The organism is Mesorhizobium xinjiangense (genome assembly GCF_009749525.1).
Taxonomy (GTDB): domain Bacteria; phylum Pseudomonadota; class Alphaproteobacteria; order Rhizobiales; family Rhizobiaceae; genus Mangrovimarina; species Mangrovimarina xinjiangensis.
The window spans coordinates 50,560-66,799 of record NZ_WOAC01000019.1 but is presented as its reverse complement, the minus strand read 5'-3'; the positions used below and the strand labels follow the sequence as shown (position 1 = coordinate 66,799).

The 16,240-nt window shown below is 65.0% G+C and carries 18 protein-coding genes; 6 read left to right on the top strand and 12 right to left on the bottom strand.

Translation table 11 applies throughout. The features are described from left to right. Window positions 1–30 precede the first annotated feature (30 nt). Window positions 31–861 (top strand): class I SAM-dependent methyltransferase, encoded by an 831-nt coding sequence (locus tag GM909_RS19305; protein WP_157018846.1) that lies wholly within the window; start codon window positions 31–33, stop codon window positions 859–861. 5 nt (window positions 862–866) lie between these two features. On the opposite strand, the gene GM909_RS19300 is transcribed toward GM909_RS19305, so the two are convergent. From GM909_RS19300 to GM909_RS19280, 5 genes are read right to left on the bottom strand one after another with little or no spacing between them, the layout of a single operon-like run. Beyond that, entirely contained in the window at window positions 867–1,760 is an 894-nt protein-coding gene (locus GM909_RS19300) for a DMT family transporter (protein ID WP_157018845.1), read from the bottom strand. Window positions 1,761–1,816: 56 nt separating this feature from the next. Beyond that, on the bottom strand, window positions 1,817–2,242 hold the full coding sequence (locus GM909_RS19295) for a DUF1178 family protein (RefSeq protein WP_157018844.1): 426 nt from the start codon (window positions 2,240–2,242) through the stop codon (window positions 1,817–1,819). Further along, complete coding sequence (locus GM909_RS19290; RefSeq protein WP_157018843.1) at window positions 2,239–3,108, bottom strand: carbon-nitrogen hydrolase family protein; 870 nt, start codon at window positions 3,106–3,108, stop codon at window positions 2,239–2,241. Before GM909_RS19290 ends, GM909_RS19295 begins: the two co-directional genes overlap by 4 nt. Window positions 3,109–3,117: 9 nt before the next feature. Further along, complete coding sequence (gene grxC, locus GM909_RS19285) at window positions 3,118–3,384, bottom strand: glutaredoxin 3 (protein ID WP_157018842.1); 267 nt, start codon at window positions 3,382–3,384, stop codon at window positions 3,118–3,120. Next, on the bottom strand, window positions 3,372–4,190 hold the full coding sequence (locus tag GM909_RS19280) for a ComF family protein (RefSeq protein ID WP_157018841.1): 819 nt from the start codon (window positions 4,188–4,190) through the stop codon (window positions 3,372–3,374). The genes grxC and GM909_RS19280 overlap by 13 nt, the downstream gene beginning before the upstream one ends. A 94-nt stretch (window positions 4,191–4,284) precedes the next feature. On the opposite strand from GM909_RS19280, the gene GM909_RS19275 reads away from it, so the two are divergent. After that, window positions 4,285–5,154 carry a methyltransferase domain-containing protein gene (locus GM909_RS19275; protein ID WP_157018840.1) on the top strand — a complete coding sequence of 290 codons (870 nt, stop codon included), beginning with the start codon at window positions 4,285–4,287 and terminating at the stop codon, window positions 5,152–5,154. 106 nt (window positions 5,155–5,260) lie between these two features. Here the strand turns inward: GM909_RS19275 and GM909_RS19270 are convergent, their stop codons facing one another. The 6 genes from GM909_RS19270 to GM909_RS26095 all read right to left on the bottom strand — a co-directional run bounded on the left by GM909_RS19270 (window position 5,261) and on the right by GM909_RS26095 (window position 8,753). Beyond that, window positions 5,261–5,431 carry a Flp family type IVb pilin gene (locus GM909_RS19270; protein WP_157018839.1) on the bottom strand — a complete coding sequence of 57 codons (171 nt, stop codon included), beginning with the start codon at window positions 5,429–5,431 and terminating at the stop codon, window positions 5,261–5,263. Between the two features lie 105 nt (window positions 5,432–5,536). Then, on the bottom strand, window positions 5,537–5,857 hold the full coding sequence (locus tag GM909_RS19265; RefSeq protein WP_157018838.1) for a hypothetical protein: 321 nt from the start codon (window positions 5,855–5,857) through the stop codon (window positions 5,537–5,539). A gap of 101 nt (window positions 5,858–5,958) precedes the next feature. Further along, a complete protein-coding gene (gene mutT / locus GM909_RS19260) occupies window positions 5,959–6,366 on the bottom strand; it encodes an 8-oxo-dGTP diphosphatase MutT (RefSeq protein ID WP_235911976.1) in 408 nt (135 codons plus the stop codon). An 11-nt stretch (window positions 6,367–6,377) separates the two neighbouring features. After that, entirely contained in the window at window positions 6,378–7,154 is a 777-nt protein-coding gene (locus GM909_RS19255; RefSeq protein WP_235911973.1) for a GNAT family N-acetyltransferase, read from the bottom strand. 14 nt (window positions 7,155–7,168) lie between these two features. Then, window positions 7,169–8,410 carry a bifunctional glutamate N-acetyltransferase/amino-acid acetyltransferase ArgJ gene (gene argJ / locus GM909_RS19250; RefSeq protein WP_157018835.1) on the bottom strand — a complete coding sequence of 414 codons (1,242 nt, stop codon included), beginning with the start codon at window positions 8,408–8,410 and terminating at the stop codon, window positions 7,169–7,171. Then, window positions 8,310–8,753 (bottom strand): hypothetical protein, encoded by a 444-nt coding sequence (locus tag GM909_RS26095; protein WP_235911978.1) that lies wholly within the window; start codon window positions 8,751–8,753, stop codon window positions 8,310–8,312. The genes argJ and GM909_RS26095 overlap by 101 nt, the downstream gene beginning before the upstream one ends. A gap of 164 nt (window positions 8,754–8,917) precedes the next feature. Between GM909_RS26095 and GM909_RS19245 the strand changes: the two genes are divergently transcribed. After that, window positions 8,918–9,487 carry a TetR/AcrR family transcriptional regulator gene (locus GM909_RS19245; protein ID WP_235911975.1) on the top strand — a complete coding sequence of 190 codons (570 nt, stop codon included), beginning with the start codon at window positions 8,918–8,920 and terminating at the stop codon, window positions 9,485–9,487. A 55-nt stretch (window positions 9,488–9,542) separates the two neighbouring features. On the opposite strand, the gene GM909_RS19240 is transcribed toward GM909_RS19245, so the two are convergent. Beyond that, window positions 9,543–10,322 (bottom strand): peptidylprolyl isomerase, encoded by a 780-nt coding sequence (locus GM909_RS19240; protein WP_407941324.1) that lies wholly within the window; start codon window positions 10,320–10,322, stop codon window positions 9,543–9,545. Between the two features lie 320 nt (window positions 10,323–10,642). Between GM909_RS19240 and secA the strand changes: the two genes are divergently transcribed. From secA to GM909_RS19225, 3 genes are all read left to right on the top strand, one after another. Further along, on the top strand, window positions 10,643–13,369 hold the full coding sequence (gene secA, locus GM909_RS19235) for a preprotein translocase subunit SecA (protein WP_157018861.1): 2,727 nt from the start codon (window positions 10,643–10,645) through the stop codon (window positions 13,367–13,369). A 156-nt stretch (window positions 13,370–13,525) separates the two neighbouring features. After that, window positions 13,526–14,941, top strand: a complete 1,416-nt coding sequence (locus GM909_RS19230; RefSeq protein WP_157018832.1) for a lipopolysaccharide biosynthesis protein — start codon at window positions 13,526–13,528, stop codon at window positions 14,939–14,941. Then, window positions 14,938–16,218 carry a GNAT family N-acetyltransferase gene (locus GM909_RS19225; protein WP_157018831.1) on the top strand — a complete coding sequence of 427 codons (1,281 nt, stop codon included), beginning with the start codon at window positions 14,938–14,940 and terminating at the stop codon, window positions 16,216–16,218. Before GM909_RS19230 ends, GM909_RS19225 begins: the two co-directional genes overlap by 4 nt. Window positions 16,219–16,240: the final 22 nt, after the last annotated feature.

The window sequence follows — 16,240 nt, the reverse complement described above, 5'->3', positions numbered from 1 at the left end:
TGCGAAGACCCGCCGCCGAGGAAATACGATATGGCCAACCGCTCCGACGAAACCGACGCGCCGCTTTCGCGGCCCGATCCCTGGACATGGGTGGCAGAAGGCTACGCCGAAACGACGCTGGACTATCTCAAGCAATTCTCCGACGCCGGCCTGGCACGGCTCGACTATGACGGCACATCACGGGTGATCGACATCGCCTGCGGTCCCGGCACGACCGCTCTTGCCCTGGCGCCGCACGTCGAGCGCATTGCCTGCGTGGACTTTTCTTCCGGCATGCTGGACGAGTTGCGCCACCGCGTTGGGGCGGCCGGCGCAACGAATCTCGACCTCTTCGAGGCCGACGGCCAGGCGCTTCCCTTTGCCGAGCAAAGCTTCGACATCGGCATCTCGATGTTCGGACTGATGTTCTTTCCCGATCGCTCGAAAGGTTTTCGCGAACTCCATCGCGTGCTGCGGTCGGGCGGCCAGGCGCTGGTCTCGAGTTGGGCGCCGGTGAGCCGCTCCGAGCTCATGCAGGCGGTGATTGGCGCCTTGCGGCCGGACGAAGCCGCAGATGAGGACGAAGTACCGGCGGTGGGCCTGGAGGACCCGGCGGTCTTTGCCGAGACGATGCGGCAGGCGGGATTTGACGGGGTCGAAGTCTTCCCCGTCTCACGCAGCCTGGCAGTCGAGGACATCGAGACATTCTGGCGCGACACCGTGCGCGGCACCGCTCCCGTGGCCATGCTCAAGCGCGGCCTCGACGCCGCGGCGTGGCGCGGCGTGGAAGAAAAGGCGCTGCGCCGGCTCGACACGCTTATCGGCCCGCGCCCGGCGACGCTTTCCTCCACGGCATTTCTGGCGCTCGCCCGGCGGCCCTGAAGACATCAACCTTTGGCGCGCTGCGCCCGCGTCGTCATCATCACGCCGGCGAAAATGACCAGTGCGCCCAGCCAGGTCAGAACGGCGTAGCGCTCGTCCAGGAAAAGCGTGCCGCTCACGAGCCCGATGGCAGCCGCCACATAGCCGATCTGGCTGAGATAGACCGGTCCGCCGACAGCCTGCAGACGGAAGAAGAAGGCGAACATCGCGGCCGACGATGCCACCTGGGCAAGCACCGGCAGGGGCACATCGAGCAGCGGCGCGAGATCGAACCGGAAAGCCGGAGCCGCAACCCCGACCAGGGCCAGCATTGCCGCAGCGGCCAGATGGCTGCCGACGGCGAGCTCGATCGGACCGGCGTTTTGCGGCCAGTCGATCGTGCGATAGATGTTGCCGAGCGCAAGCACGAGCGGGATCGTCAGACCCATGCCGATCCAGATGTAATCCGCAGCCTGGCCGGCCTCGCCGCGCGTCGTCGCCACCACAAGCGCGCCAAAGAATCCGGTCGCGATTCCGGCCATGCCAAGCAGATTGGGGCGGCGCATGCGGAAGATGAGCGACAGCACCAGCGTGATGACCGGCGAAAGCGTGAACATGATGCCCGTAAAGCCCGCCCCCAGATGCGGGATGGCGGTGAACAGCAGCATGTTGGGCAGCGCATAGGATATGCAGCCGGCAATGAGATAATAGCGCAGCTTGTGGCGGTCGAGGCGAAAGGCGGCGCCACGCATCAGCATCGCGACCGCCAATATGCCGCCCGCCCCGCATGAAATCAGGAACGACCAGACGATCGGCGCGACGCCGGCGGCCGTGGCAACCTTGCCCAGCGGAAACGTGGCACCCAGAAGGCCGCCCGTAATCAGCAGCAGACCGACGGCCGAATCCCAGACCTGCTTCATGGCCGTCCCTTTGCTCTATGGCGAAATGTCGTGCTGAGTTCGAGCGTCGGATGCGCTCAGTTGTGATCGTCGGGTATGTTCGGCAAGGGTATGAACTCGACGCCGTCCTCCATGAGGCCTTTCGCCTCGTCCACGGTCGCCTCGCCATAGATGCCACGCGCTTCCGTCTCGCCGTAATGGATGCGTCGGGCTTCTTCGGCAAACTTGTCGCCGACATAATCGGCACTGGCGCGCAGTTTTTCGGTCATCTCCTTGAGCTGCGCCACGATGCGGCGCTGCTCCTGGTTGCCGGCCAGGGCGACCTGCTCCTTCTTCTTCGACGAGGCGACCGAAGGCGCCATCAATGCCTTTCCAACCTTGACCGAACCGCAGTTCGGGCACCCCACCAGGCCGCGCTTTGCCTGCGTGTCATAGTCATCGTTGTTGCGGAACCAGGCCTCGAATTCGTGCCCTTTCTCACAATGCAAGGCGAAACGGATCACGATGCGGCCCTCCGTCCGGTGGCAGTCTGACCGGCTTCAACGATCTCCAGGTCGAAATCGCGCATATTCTTCAGATTGGGGATCTTGGCCCGGGCCGCCCGAACCGCATCGCCGTCGATCTCGGCGACCGCGACGCCGGGCTCGTCATGCGCCAGTTCTGCCGCGATCCGCCCCCAGGGGTCGACGATGAGGGAATGGCCGTAGGTCTCGCGGCCGTCTTCGTGGCGCCCGCCCTGCGCGGCCGCCACGAGCCAGGCGCCGTTCTCGATGGCACGCGCGCGCAGAAGCGAATGCCAGTGCGCCTCGCCGGTCTGGCGGGTAAATGCCGCCGGGACCGTCAGAACCTCGGCGCCTGCCAGCGCCTGGCCGCGAAACAGATGTGGGAAACGCAGATCGTAGCAGATCGCCAGCCCCATCCTGGCCTGCGGCGTATCGACGACGACGCTGCGCCGGCCGGGCTCATAGGTCGCCGATTCGCGCCAGCTCTCGCCATTGTCGAGATCGACGTCGAACATGTGGATCTTGTCATAGGTGGCGATCGGCGCCCCATCGGGCCCGACGAGGCATGCCCTGTTGGCCACCTTGCCGCCCGGCAAGGCGACAGGCGTCGAGCCGACGTGGATGGTAACGCCGAGCTCGCCCGCCAGGCGGCGCGCGGCAGCGAAGACCGGGTCGTCCTCCTCGCTCCTGAGGACTTCCATCAGGGTCTTGCGGTCGCGCACCAGCGCGCCCGTCATTTCGGGCGTCTGGATATAGGCTGCGCCCTTGGCTGCCGCTTGGCGCACGCCCGCCTCGAAATCGGCGGCGTTGCGCTCGGGATCCATACCGGTGCGCATCTGCACCACGGCGGCGACGAATCTGCTCATCGAACCATCCTATTGCAATTTGCCGGTCTGCAGCAACGCGTCGAGCTTGCCGTTCGCTTCGAGCGTGCGCAACTCGTCGCAACCGCCGACATGGACGTCGCCGACGAAGATCTGCGGAAAGGTCGCACGGCCCGACCGCGATGCCATCTCGTCGCGCAGCTCCGGGGAGAAGCTTGCATCGTGCTCGGTATATTTGACGCCCTTCTCGTCGAGAAGGCGTTTGGCGGCGTTGCAATAGCCGCACATCATGCGCGTATAGATCGTTACATCAACCATGGGATATCTCTGGTGGAGCCATATATAGTCGCGCCATCGTCGGGCCGGAAGTCCCCCGGCAGCACCCGCGCGAATGTCAGCACATCGACCCTGGCCGCTCCGGCCCGCTTGAGCGCGCGCGCCAGCGCCGAAACGGTCGCCCCGGTCGTGTAGACGTCGTCGATCACCAGGACCTTGCGGCCCTTGATGCGGCTTCTGCCGGCTTCTGCCACGCGAAATGCGCCCTGCACATTGCGCTGGCGCTCGGCCAGGCCCAGCCCCACCTGCTGGCGCGTCGATCGCACACGCTGGACCGCCGCGGCCTCGAAGGGTTTTTGGGTCAACCACGCCAGGGCGCGCGCGAGCTCGGCCGACTGGTTGAAGCGGCGGAAAAGAAAGCGCCGCCGGTGCAAGGGCACCGCCAGGATCAGGTCGGCGTCGGGCAGAAGCTCGGCCCCGGCACGCAGCATCCAGCGTGCCATCCACGGCGCGAGGTCGGTCCGGTCGCCATATTTGAGGCTTTGCACCAGGCGGCGCGCCATGCCGGAATAGGCCACGGCCGAGCGGGCGCGATCGAAGGGCGGCGGGTCGGCAAGTGCGCCGGGCGAGATCGCGGCCGCTCCCATGTCGAATTCGAAAGGCGTGCCGAGCACGGCGCACCAGGGCTGCTCGATATGACGCAATTGCGCCCAACAGGGCGCGCACAGAACGCCCGGCTGGCTGACGATGTGCCGGCAGCCGGTACACACCGGGGGAAACAGCACGCGGCCCCACCAGGTCCCCACTATGCGCACAAGATGCTTGATCTTGCGCCTGTGATCGGCCACCAGATGCCTCCCATGAAAATCAACGCGACACCAGCCGCACAGGCCGGATCATATGGTCTGGCGCACCGGCACGCCAAGGCCGGGTGAGAGACCGATGGAACAATTGTTCGATCGATCGCTTCAGATCCGGCACAAGAAGCGCGCCCTGCGGATCGGAGATGAAGGCGCCGGCTTCCTCATGGCGCGGGCCGTCGACGACCTGGCCGAGCGGCTATCGACGGTCGAGCGCACATTCGACGATGCCTGCGCCCTGCACTGCCTGACGCCGGCGGCTGCCCTTGCATTGCGCGAATCGGGCAAGGCGCAGCGGGTGGTGCGTCTCGAAGCCGATCGGGCGCTGCTCGACGGCGAGGGGATCGTCGCGCCGGACGAAATCCTGCCGCTGGAGCCCGCATCGCTCAATCTCGCGGTCTCGCTTCTCACCCTGCACGAGGTGAACGACCTGCCTGGGATGCTGATTCAGATCCGCCAGGCGCTGCGGCCCGACGGGCTGTTCCTGGCCTGCCTTGCCGGCAGCGGCACCCTGTCGGAACTGCGCGAGAGCCTGCTGGCGGCGGAGGTAGAGCTTGTCGGCGGGGCCAGCCCCCGCGTCTACCCGCTTGCCGACGTGCGCGACGTCGGCGCGCTCTTGCAGCGGGCGGGTTTCGCCCTGCCGGTGACCGACGTGGAAACGGTGACGGTGCGCTACGACACCATGTTCGCTCTGATGAAGGATCTGCGCGCCATGGGCGCGGCCAACGCGCTTGTTGGGCGCATAAGGCGGCCCACGCCGCGGCACCTCTTCATGCGCGCAGCCGAAATCTACGCCGAGCGCTTCTCCGACCCGGACGGGCGCATACGCGCAACCTTCTCGTTCATCTGGCTGTCTGGCTGGGCGCCTCATGAATCGCAGCAAAAGCCATTGAAGCCCGGATCGGCGACCATGCGGCTGGCGGATGCGCTGAAGAATCAGCCGAAGGAGTGAACGAAGACCCCACCGAGACGCCGCCTGTCGGTCACTCTGCATTCGGTGCCGACCGCGGCATCGATTTCCGGCTGCGGTCGATCGTCAATGCGATCGTATCGAGACGTTATTGCTGGTTCGCCTCTGCGAGCTTCTGCCCCACATTCTGGAAGGTCTGGTCGACTGCCGAACCCATCTGGCCCGCTGCGGTGACGATAACCATGAAGATCAAGCCGGCAATGAGCCCGTATTCGATCGCCGTCGCGCCTTTCTCATCGTGCCAGAACTTGCGTGCCATCGTGCCAACTCCCCGTGAATGGGGCCACAATAGCGGGTACTCCGCGAGAATTCGTTAAGCGACGCGGTTAGCGACGCGTTGGGCAATTCGGTCGAATTGAAGCAATCAGGGGCAGTCGCCGCTCATCGAACCGTCTGCCCGGATGATGCACACGGCGTCGGACCGGCGCTGCAACACGGAACGGCGCACCGTGTAGGTCGCGCCACGTTCGATCGAACCGGTGCTGGTAAAATCAAGGTTGAGAAAGCGCGACGCAAATGCCGACCCGCCGCCGGTCCTCTTCTCCAGAAGCGGCACCGCGATCAGCGCCAGGGCAATCGCCGCCGAGCCGAACAGGAGGGCGATGCGCATCGATCCCGTACCGAATTTGCCGAGCGCCGACGTCTTGATGAAGGCCGTGCGTTGCCGATCGATATCGTCTCTCATTCCTCGTCCCCCGACCTGGATCGATCGCGCGCTTGACCGCGCGAAGAATTGCATGCGCGGCTAAACGATCCATTAACGCAGTTGCAGCGCCGGCAGCGCGCTCACAACAGGTCGATCAGAAAGGGGATGAGGGGCAGGTCGGCCGGCGGCATCGCATAGTCGCGCAGATCGCGCGGGCGGACCCATTTCAGCCGCTGACCTTCGCGCGGCACCGGCGTTCCCTCGAAGCGGCGGCACACGAAGAGCGGCATCAGGAGATGAAATTCATCGTAGGCATGGCTGGCGAAGGTCAGCGGCGCCAGGCAGGCGGCGCGCGTTTCGATGCCGAGTTCCTCGCGCAGTTCGCGAATGACCGTCTCCTCCGGCGTCTCACCCGGCTCCACCTTGCCGCCGGGAAACTCCCACAGCCCGGCCATCGACTTGCCTTGCGGACGCTGGGCGATGAGCACGCGGCCGTCGGCGTCGACCAGCGCACAGGCGGAGACCAGGACGACCGGCTTGTCGTTGATCACGGCTGCATTCATCCTTCGGGCGGCCGGCGATAATGATAGCGATAGAACTCGGTGAAGCCGAGCGAACGATAAAGACCGAGAGCCGCCTCGTTGTCGGCCTCGACCTGCAACCAGGCCTCGCGCGCGCCTCTCAGCCTTGCCCATTTGAGCGCCGACAGGACGACCCGGCGCCCGTGACCGGCGCCGCGCAGGGCGCGATCGGTCGCGATCTCGAACAGGCCGGCAAGCTCCCCGTCATGCACGCAAATGGCGGTTGCGGCCGGCCTGTCCCCATGCTCGAGGACAAACAGACCGGCTTCCGGCTCGATCGAATTGATGACTTCGGACAATCCCGGACGCATCGAGACATCCATGGCATGCACCTTGAGCGCGGCGCCGGTGAAACGGGCCACATCCTTGAGCGGGATCTGATCGATCACATCATCGAGTTCACCGTTGTCCATCGGGCGACGCATGACGATCGACTCGCGAAAGCGCGACCATCCGCCGGCATCCAGAAACGCCGCCAGTTGCGGCCCGGCGAGCGGCGACATGCGGAACGTCAGCGGCCGCCCGTAGGCCTCGAAACGCCGCGCCGCACGGGCAATGCGATCTTCCATTCGCCCGATGTCACCGGGATCGAGCGGATTGATCGAGTTCAGCCGCTTGGCCGGCAGGCCGGCAGTCAGCCGCACCAGCCAGGCTCCATCATAGTAGACAGAGGAGGCCGGCCAGGCCCGAAAGCCCGCCGCTTCAAAACGCCTGATGCCTGCGAGGCCGGGGGTGTTGTTCGGTGTGTTGTGCAATTGGTCCGCCGGGGTCAGCTGCGATAGTCGCCGTTGATGGCGACATATTCCTTGGTCAGATCGCAGGTCCACACGGTCGCCTTGCCACGGCCGATGCCGAGATCGACGCCGATGCGGATGCGGTCGTTCCTCATATAGGCCGATACCTCCTCCTCGGAATAGGCCGGGTCGCGTTCGCCGTCGACGGCCACGCGGATATCGCCGAAGGATATCGCCAGCAGGTCGCGATCGGCCGGCTCGCCAGCCTTGCCGACCGCCATGACGACGCGGCCCCAATTGGCGTCCTCGCCGGCAACCGCGGTCTTGACCAGCGGCGAATTGGCGATCGACAGCGCGATGCGCTTGGCCGAGCGCGCCGATTTGGCGCCGCTGACATTGATCTCCACTTCCTTGCGCGCGCCCTCGCCGTCGCGCACCACCTGCAGCGCCAGATCCTTGAGAACCCGGTTCAGGGCCCGCTTGAACTGCGCCAGGCGCGGATCCCTGACATCGGCAATCGGCGGCGCGCCGCGTTCTTCGGCGGCGCCGGTAGCGAACAGAAGCACCGTATCGCTGGTCGAGGTGTCGCTGTCGACGGTCACGGAATTGAATGTCTTGCCCACCCCGGCCGAAAGCAGTGCCTTCAGGACGGGGGCGGAAATCGGCGCATCGGTCGCCACGAAGGAAAGCATGGTCGCCATGTCGGGCGCGATCATGCCGGCGCCCTTGGCGATGCCGTTGATGGTGACATCGGCCTCGCCCAGCCTGACCGTACGGGTGGCGTATTTGGGATAGGTATCTGTGGTCATGATGGCCTTGCCGGCCTCGCCCCACAGGCCGGCATCCGCCGAGCCGACGAGACCGTCGAGCCGGTCCGCGAAGCCTGCGGCGTCGAGCGGCTCGCCAATGACGCCGGTCGAAGCAAGGAATACCTGGCTGACGTCACAGCCCGCTGCCCGGGCCGCCGCCTCAGCCGTCAGCCGTGTCGCCTCGCGTCCTTTCCTGCCGGTAAAGGCGTTGGCGTTGCCGGAATTGACGACGAGCACGCGCGCCTCTTGCCCGGCAAGATTTTCCCGGCAGAACTCGACGGGCGCCGAGGGGCATTTCGAGCGGGTGAAGACGCCGGCGACCTTTGTGCCCTGGTCGAACACCATGACCAGGAGATCGGTTCGCCCCTCATATTTGATGCCGGCTTGCGCCGTCGCCATGCGCACGCCGCCGAGCGCCGGCAGTTTTGCAAATTTCCTGGGGGCAAGAGGCGATATCGCTGCGGACATGGCGTTTCCGGGAACGAATGTGGACGACCGAGCCCCTCTGCCCCAGATTTTGCGGCCGTGCAAGCCCGTACCATCTGCGACGGTCACCGCGGCAGGACAGCGGATCATCGGGATTTGGGATTGAGGAAACCGCCAAAGGCACGCTGAACGCCCGGTATGAGACCCACACCATGATCGGAACCATGACGGGAACGACCAGCAGCGTGCGCTGCCACAACATCCAGCCCTCGGTGAGCGGCAGGACGACATAGAGCAGGCCGGTGACCAGAGGATAGACGCCGAGCGCCACCAACAGCGCGAAACGCGGGCGCGAGAACCGGCTTGCGGACGATGTCATTGGCATGATGGACTCCATCTAAACGATACGTTCCGTTTAATTTAACGATCCGTTTCGTTTCGTCAAGAGATCATGCTAATCTGACCGCCATGAGCAGCGGTGACCCAAAAGGAGTGGATGCTTTGAAGGATGGACCGTCGGCGCGCCGTTCGACCGGTGCGCGTCGCAACATGGAGAGCACCGAGGCAATCCTGGATGCCGCCGAGGCGGTGCTGGTCGAGGCCGGGCCGTCGGGCTTTTCCATCGAGGCCGTGGCGCGGCGCGCCCGAGCGGGAAAGCCTACGATCTATCGCTGGTGGCCGAGCAAGACGGCATTGCTGCTGGACGCCTATCAGCGCCAGAAGCGCAATGTCCACTATCCCGACACGGGCGACCTGGAGGAGGACATCTTCCTCCTCCTCAGCGATCTGTTCCGCTATTGGCGCGAAACGCCGGCCGGCAGCATATTTCGCTCGGTCATCGCCGAAGCCCAGTCGGACGCGAAGGCTTCACAGGCATTGGCCACATACGCCGCCGAACGTCGGCAACGAACCGCCAGTCTGGCCAGGCAGGCACAGGCGCGAGGGGAACTGGACGACGGGGCCGATCCATTGACGGTGGCCGATCTCGTGACGTCCTTTGCATGGACGCAGCTCTTGATAGATCGCCTCGACGACGAACCTGCCATCCGTGCCGCCGCCCGCTGCATCGCGAGCGGCGCACTTGCCCGTCAAACCATGGCCCGTCAAACCACGGAATGAGCGCGGCCGGCCGGTTCCGTCGGGATTACGACGGCCGAACAGCACTCGGCTGGGATCACTTCGCCTGTTCGGTCGCTTCGAGCGCCTTCTTCAGCTCCGGATCGTCGACTTCAATGGTCGCGCCTTCGCGCAGCTCGTTGACGGCGTTGAAATAGGTCTCGCGCAACACGAGCGAGCGCAACTGCTCCTTGACCTGCTCGAATGCCGGCGGCTGCTTGGTGCGCTTGTCCTCGACCTTGATGACGTGGAAGCCGAACTGCGTTTCCACCGGCTCGGAGGTATAGGCGCCGGCATCCAGCGCGAAGGCCGCCTTCTCGAATTCCGGCACCATCTGTCCCTGGCCGAAATAGCCCAGATCGCCGCCCTGCGCGGCAGAACCGTCGGTCGAATTCTCCTTGGCGAGTTCCTCGAAATCGGCACCCTCGTCAAGCTGCTTGATGATGGCCCCGGCTTCTTCCTTCGTCTTCACCAGAATGTGGCGCGCACGGATCTCGTTTTGCGGCGGCGTGTTGGCGACCTCCTGATCATAGCGCGCGCGCACAGCCTCGTCGGTCACCTTGGAGGCAATCTCGGAATCGATATAGGCGCTGTGAAGGGCGCGCATGCGCAGAAATTCCAGACGCTCGGCAAACTCCTTGCCATCGGCAAGGCCGGCCTCCTCGGCGGCCGCCGCCAGCAGCTTGATCTCGATCAGCGCCGAAAGCGCAGCGCCACGTCTCTTGTCGGCCGGAAGCTGGCTGAATTGCGGGTCGAGATCGGTCTCGGCAATGGCGATCTCGCCTGCGGTGATCGGCGTTCCGTTGACCGTCGCAACCACATCGTCGTCTTGCGCCATGGCAAGACAGCTTGTGGCTGTGGCAAGGCCGAGGGCCAGACCAACGGTCGCGGGCAGACGTCGAAAGCAAGACAGGCGCATCTGTTATCTCCGGGATTGGGGTTGAGGGCACGATGCATGCGCCCGGCAATGGCAAATTGAGGGCGGCAACGCGTCGTGGCGCAACGTTGACATCGCTTCTGCCCCCTCTTATCTGTCCTTCAACTCTGCGTCCAGAACCGTTTTTCCCGGGCGCTTTTTCGATTGTGAATTGCCTCAGTCACAGTCATGAGCACTGCCCGGCCGGCCCAGCTGGCAAGCTTTGATTGAAAGGACCATTGATGGTCAGCCTCGGCGGCATCGCCCGTAAAATATTCGGATCGGCAAACGACAGACGCATCAAGAGCCTGCGCCCGCGCGTCGAACAGATCAACGCTCTCGAAGGCGAGATGCAGGCCCTGTCTGACGAGGCGCTTCGGGGCAAGACGGCAGAATTCCGCGCCCAGCTTGAAAACGGTGCCAAGCTCGACGACCTGTTGGTGCCCGCATTCGCGGCCGTGCGCGAAGCCGCCCGCCGGGCGCTCGGCCTGCGGCCGTTCGACGTTCAGCTCGTCGGTGGCATGGTGCTGCATGACGGCTCCATCGCCGAGATGAAGACCGGCGAGGGCAAGACGCTGGTCGCCACCCTGCCCGTCTATCTCAACGCACTGGAAGGCAAGGGCGCTCACGTCGTCACGGTGAACGACTACCTGGCAACCCGCGACGCCGAATGGATGGGCAAGGTCTACGGCTTCCTGGGCTTGACGACCGGCGTCATCGTTCACGGGCTTTCCGACGAGGAACGCCGTAACGCCTATGCCTGCGACGTCACCTACGCAACCAACAACGAGCTGGGCTTCGATTATCTGCGCGACAACATGAAATATGAGCGCGCCCAGATGGTCCAGCGCGGGCACAATTTCGCCATCGTCGACGAGGTCGACTCCATCCTGATCGACGAGGCGCGCACGCCGCTCATCATCTCCGGTCCGCTTGACGACCGCTCGGAACTCTACAACACAATCGACGCCTACATGCCGAAACTCGAGGAGGCCGATTACGAGATCGACGAGAAGCAGCGCACGGCGACCTTCACCGAAGAAGGCACGGAGAAGCTGGAGACGATGCTGCGTGAGGCGGACCTGCTGAAGGGCGGTTCGCTCTATGACGTCGAGAACGTGACGATCGTTCATCACGTCAACAACGCTCTCAAGGCGCACCGGCTGTTCCAGCGCGACAAGGATTATATCGTGCGCAACGGCGAGGTCGTCATCATCGACGAGTTCACCGGCCGCATGATGCCTGGCCGTCGTTTTTCCGAAGGGCTGCACCAGGCGCTCGAAGCCAAGGAGCACGTGCAGATCCAGCCGGAGAACCAGACGCTCGCCTCCGTCACCTTCCAGAACTATTTCCGCATGTACAACAAGCTGGCCGGCATGACCGGCACGGCGGCGACCGAGGCGGAGGAGTTCGGCAATATTTACGGGTTGGGCGTCTTCGAGGTTCCCACCAACCTGCCCGTGGCGCGCCTCGACGAGGACGACGAGGTCTACCGGACCGTCGAGGAGAAGTACCAGGCGATCGTGCAGGAGATCCGCGACGCCCACGCCAAGTGCCAGCCGATGCTCGTCGGCACCACCTCGATCGAGAAGTCGGAAATTCTGGCCGAACGGCTGCGCCAGGAAGGCATCACCAGTTTCGAGATCCTGAACGCCCGCCATCACGAGCGCGAGGCGCAGATCGTCGCCCAGGCCGGCAAGCCAGGCGCCATCACGATTGCCACCAACATGGCCGGCCGCGGCACCGACATCCAGCTCGGCGGCAATGCCGACATGCGCATCGCCCAGGAGCTCGGCGACATGCCCGAGGGCGAGGAGCGCAAGGCGGCCGAAGAAGCGATCCGCGGCGAAGTCGCCAAGCTCAAGAAAGAGGCGATCGGCGCCGGCGGGCTCTACGTGCTCGCCACCGAGCGCCATGAAAGCCGCCGCATCGACAATCAGCTGCGCGGCCGGTCCGGCCGCCAGGGCGATCCCGGCCGGTCGAAATTCTACCTGTCGCTGCAGGACGACCTGATGCGCATCTTCGGCTCCGACCGCATGGACGGAATGCTGCAGAAACTGGGGCTGAAGGAAGGCGAGGCCATCATTCACCCCTGGATCAACAAGGCCCTGGAGAAGGCGCAGACGAAAGTCGAGGCGCGCAATTTCGACATCCGCAAGAATCTGCTGAAGTTCGACGATGTGATGAACGACCAGCGCAAGGTGGTCTTCGAGCAGCGTCTGGAACTGATGGACGGGGAAAATCTCGGCGAGACCGTCGCCGAAATGCGCGAGGACGTGATCGACGACCTGGTCACCAAGCACATCCCCGAAAATGCCTATGCCGAACAGTGGGACGTCGCCGGGCTGAAGGAAGGCGTGGGCGGCCATCTCAATCTCGACCTGCCGGTCGAGGAATGGGCTGCCGAGGAAGGCATCGACGAGGAAGGCATCCGCGCCCGCATCACCGAGGCCGCGGACAAGGCCGCCGCCGAGCGCGCCGAGCGCTTCGGCCCCGAAGTCATGGCCTATGTGGAAAAATCGGTGCTCCTGCAGACGCTCGACCATCTGTGGCGCGAGCACCTGGTCAATCTCGACCATCTGCGCTCGGTGATCGGTTTCCGCGGCTACGCCCAGCGCGATCCGCTGAACGAATACAAGTCCGAGGCCTTCGAGCTCTTCCAGGCCATGCTCGGCAACCTGCGCCAGGCCGTCACCGCGCAGCTCATGCGCGTCGAACTGGTTCGCGAGGCGGCCGATGCACCCCCGCCGAAGGCGCCGGATGTCGAAGGCCATCATCTCGACGCAACTACCGGCCAGGACGAATTCAGCGGAGACGGCGGCGCAGCGGTGCTGGAGCACAGCCGTACGGTCGACCCCGAGGAGCGCGACCCCGACAATCCCGCCACTTGGGGCAAGGTCGGCCGCAACGAGCCCTGCCCCTGCGGCTCGGGCAAAAAATTCAAGCACTGCCACGGCGCCTTCGCGTAAGGCGCTTCATGGGGTGCCAGGGCGCCGGTCGGCCTGCCAGGGCCGATTCCGCATTTCGGCGCTCTCCGGGCCGGCGAACGCGTCCGCGCTCCAACTCTTTCTTAAAGTCTGACCGCTAAGCCTTCCGCGTCTTCAATTGCCACTGGAGCGAGGGGCTTGCGGTTTTCGGCGGTGACGACGGTCGAGCGGCTATTGCCGGCGAGACTGGCCTTGCGGGCGCGGCCACTGCTCGATGCGCTGGAAATGGCGCTTCTGGCACGCGATGCGCGCGGGCGTGCCGGACGCATGTCGCTTATCGCCTTTTCCATTCGCATCGCCAACGCGCTGATCGCCTTCGTCAGCCAGGTGCTGCTGGCGCGCTGGATGGGCGGTTTCGAATACGGCATCTTCGTCCTCGTCTGGGTGACGATGATCATCGTTGGCAGCATTTCCTGCCTCGGCTTTGACACCGCCGTCATCCGCTTCATCTCCGAATACCGCGAAAAGGCCATGTGGCCCGAACTGCGCGGGTTCCACCTGACCGGCCGGCTTCTCGCCCTGATCACCGCAACGATCGTGGCGGCAATCGGCCTCGCCGTCATCTGGGGTCTGGGCGAGCGCATCGAGGACTATTACCTCGTGCCGTTCGCCCTCGGGCTGATCTGCCTGCCGATGATCGCCCTGTCCGATCTTCTGCAGGGCGTGGCCCGAGCCAATTCCTGGGCCGTCGCGGCGCTCTCTCCGGCCTATCTGGTTCGCCCGGTGCTGATCCTCGCCTTCATGGCGGCAGCGATCGCGACCGGTTTTGCGCCGAGCGCCGAGACCGCCATGCTGGCCGCGGTTGCCGCGACCTATCTGACCACGCTGGCGCAACTGACGCTGGTCACCGGCCGCGTGGAGCGTCAGGTCGATCCCGGTCCGCGCCGCTATCTCCTCCGGCACTGGGTCGCCATTTCGATGCCGATCTTTCTGGTCGAGAGCTTCTTCTTTCTGTTGACCAATGCCGACGTGCTGATGATCGGCCGTTTCCTGCCGCCCGGCGAGGTGGCCGTCTATTTCGCCACGGTCAAGACACTGGCCCTGGTTCACTTTGCCTCCTTCGCTGTCAAGGCCGGCGTGGCCCAGCGCTATGCCCAGATAAGCCATGGCGACGACCGGGCAGCACTCGAGGTCTTCGCCCGGGAAACCGCTGCCTGGACCTTCTGGCCATCGCTTGCGATGGCCCTCGTGGTCCTCGTCCTGGGCAAGCCGCTGCTGGGCCTGTTCGGCCCCGGCTTTGACCAGGGATACCCCCTGCTATTCGTGCTTTCGGCCGGTGTCGTGCTGCGCGCCGCCATCGGCCCGGCCGAGAGCCTGCTGACGATGACCGGCAACCAGAATGTCTGCGCCGCCGTCTATGCCCTCACGCTCGGCGTCAACATCGCGCTCAACTTTCTGCTCATTCCGCAGTTCGCCTTGTGGGGCGCCGCGATCGCCACGGCGGCGGCCATGACCTTCGAGGCGACCGCCCTGTTTCTTACCGTCAGGCGCAGGCTCGGCATCACCATGTCGGCTCTTCCTCACCGCGCCGCACGATTGAAAGAGCAACCATGAGCACCCTGCCCGCACGCAAGGACATGCACCCCAGCCCTGCGGCTCCGATGATCGCCCGCCTGGGCGGGCTCGAACGCGAGGAAGCGGTCGCCACGCGCGTCTCGCTCGGCGACGGCAAACCGCCGGCGCGCGAGCTTGCCATCTACCCGGCTTCGGCGGGCTTCGATCTGGTGGACGAGCTCGACCATCTGTGCAGCCGCTCGGTTCAGCCGAATATCTTCTTCAATCCACGCTTTCTGGCACCCGCCATGCCGCGGCTCGAGGACCGCCAGGTCCAACTCGCCGTCATGCGCGAGGAAACCGGAGAGCGCAGCCGGCTGCGACTTCTTCTTCCCTTTTCGATCGAGCGGGAGATCCCCCTCGGCGCGCCCGTCATCCGCGCCTGGTCGAGCCCGTTCAGTCCCCTTGGCGTGCCGCTGATCGACCACGACGATCCGATCGGCGTCGTCGAGGATTTTTTCGCCATGCTCGCCCTGCCCAGGCTCAAGCTGCCGCGCGTCCTGATGCTGCCGGAACTGCCGCTCGACGGCGAGGCGGCGGGCGCATTGCGTACGGCCGCGCACGGACGCAATCTGCCGCTGAGCGCCATATCGAATGGCGAGCGCGCCGTGCTGCACAGCGATCTTGACGGGGAAGCCTATCTGAAGGGCGCCTTGCGCTCCCATCATTACCGGGAGTTCCGACGCCTGAAGCGCCGGCTCGCCGAAAAGGGCGAACTCACCCACGATGTCGTGCGTCACCCCGAAGAGGTGCGCCAGGCGGCGGAAGAATTCTTGTCGCTCGAAGCCTCCGGCTGGAAAGGTCGCGCCGGAAGCGCAATGATCGTCGACCGATTCCAAGCGGCATTCGCCCGCGAGGCGATCGACCGGTTGAGCGGGCGCGACATGTGCCGCATCCACAGGCTGCGCCTCGACGGCTGCATGATCGCCAGCCTCATCGTCTTTGTCGAGCAGGGCGTCGCCTACACCTGGAAGACGGCCTTCGACGAAGCGTACGGCGCCTTTTCGCCGGGCACTCTGCTGATGATCGAGGCGACGAAGGTGCATCTCGACGACCCCGATATCGTGGTGAGCGATTCCTGCGCCGTGCCCGGTCATCCGGTCATGAGCCGTTTGTGGAGCGAGCGGCGCGAGATGGGAACCCTGATCGTCGGCCTGACACCTGACTCCGGCAAGGCCGTGCGTCAGGCGGCAGGGCAGCTCCGCCTTTCCGGTGAAACGCGAAATCTTGCCCGGCAAATGCGCAGCCGGTTCGAAAAGCTGGTCAGGAGACGGTGAGAAGTAGGCACGGCGGAATGGC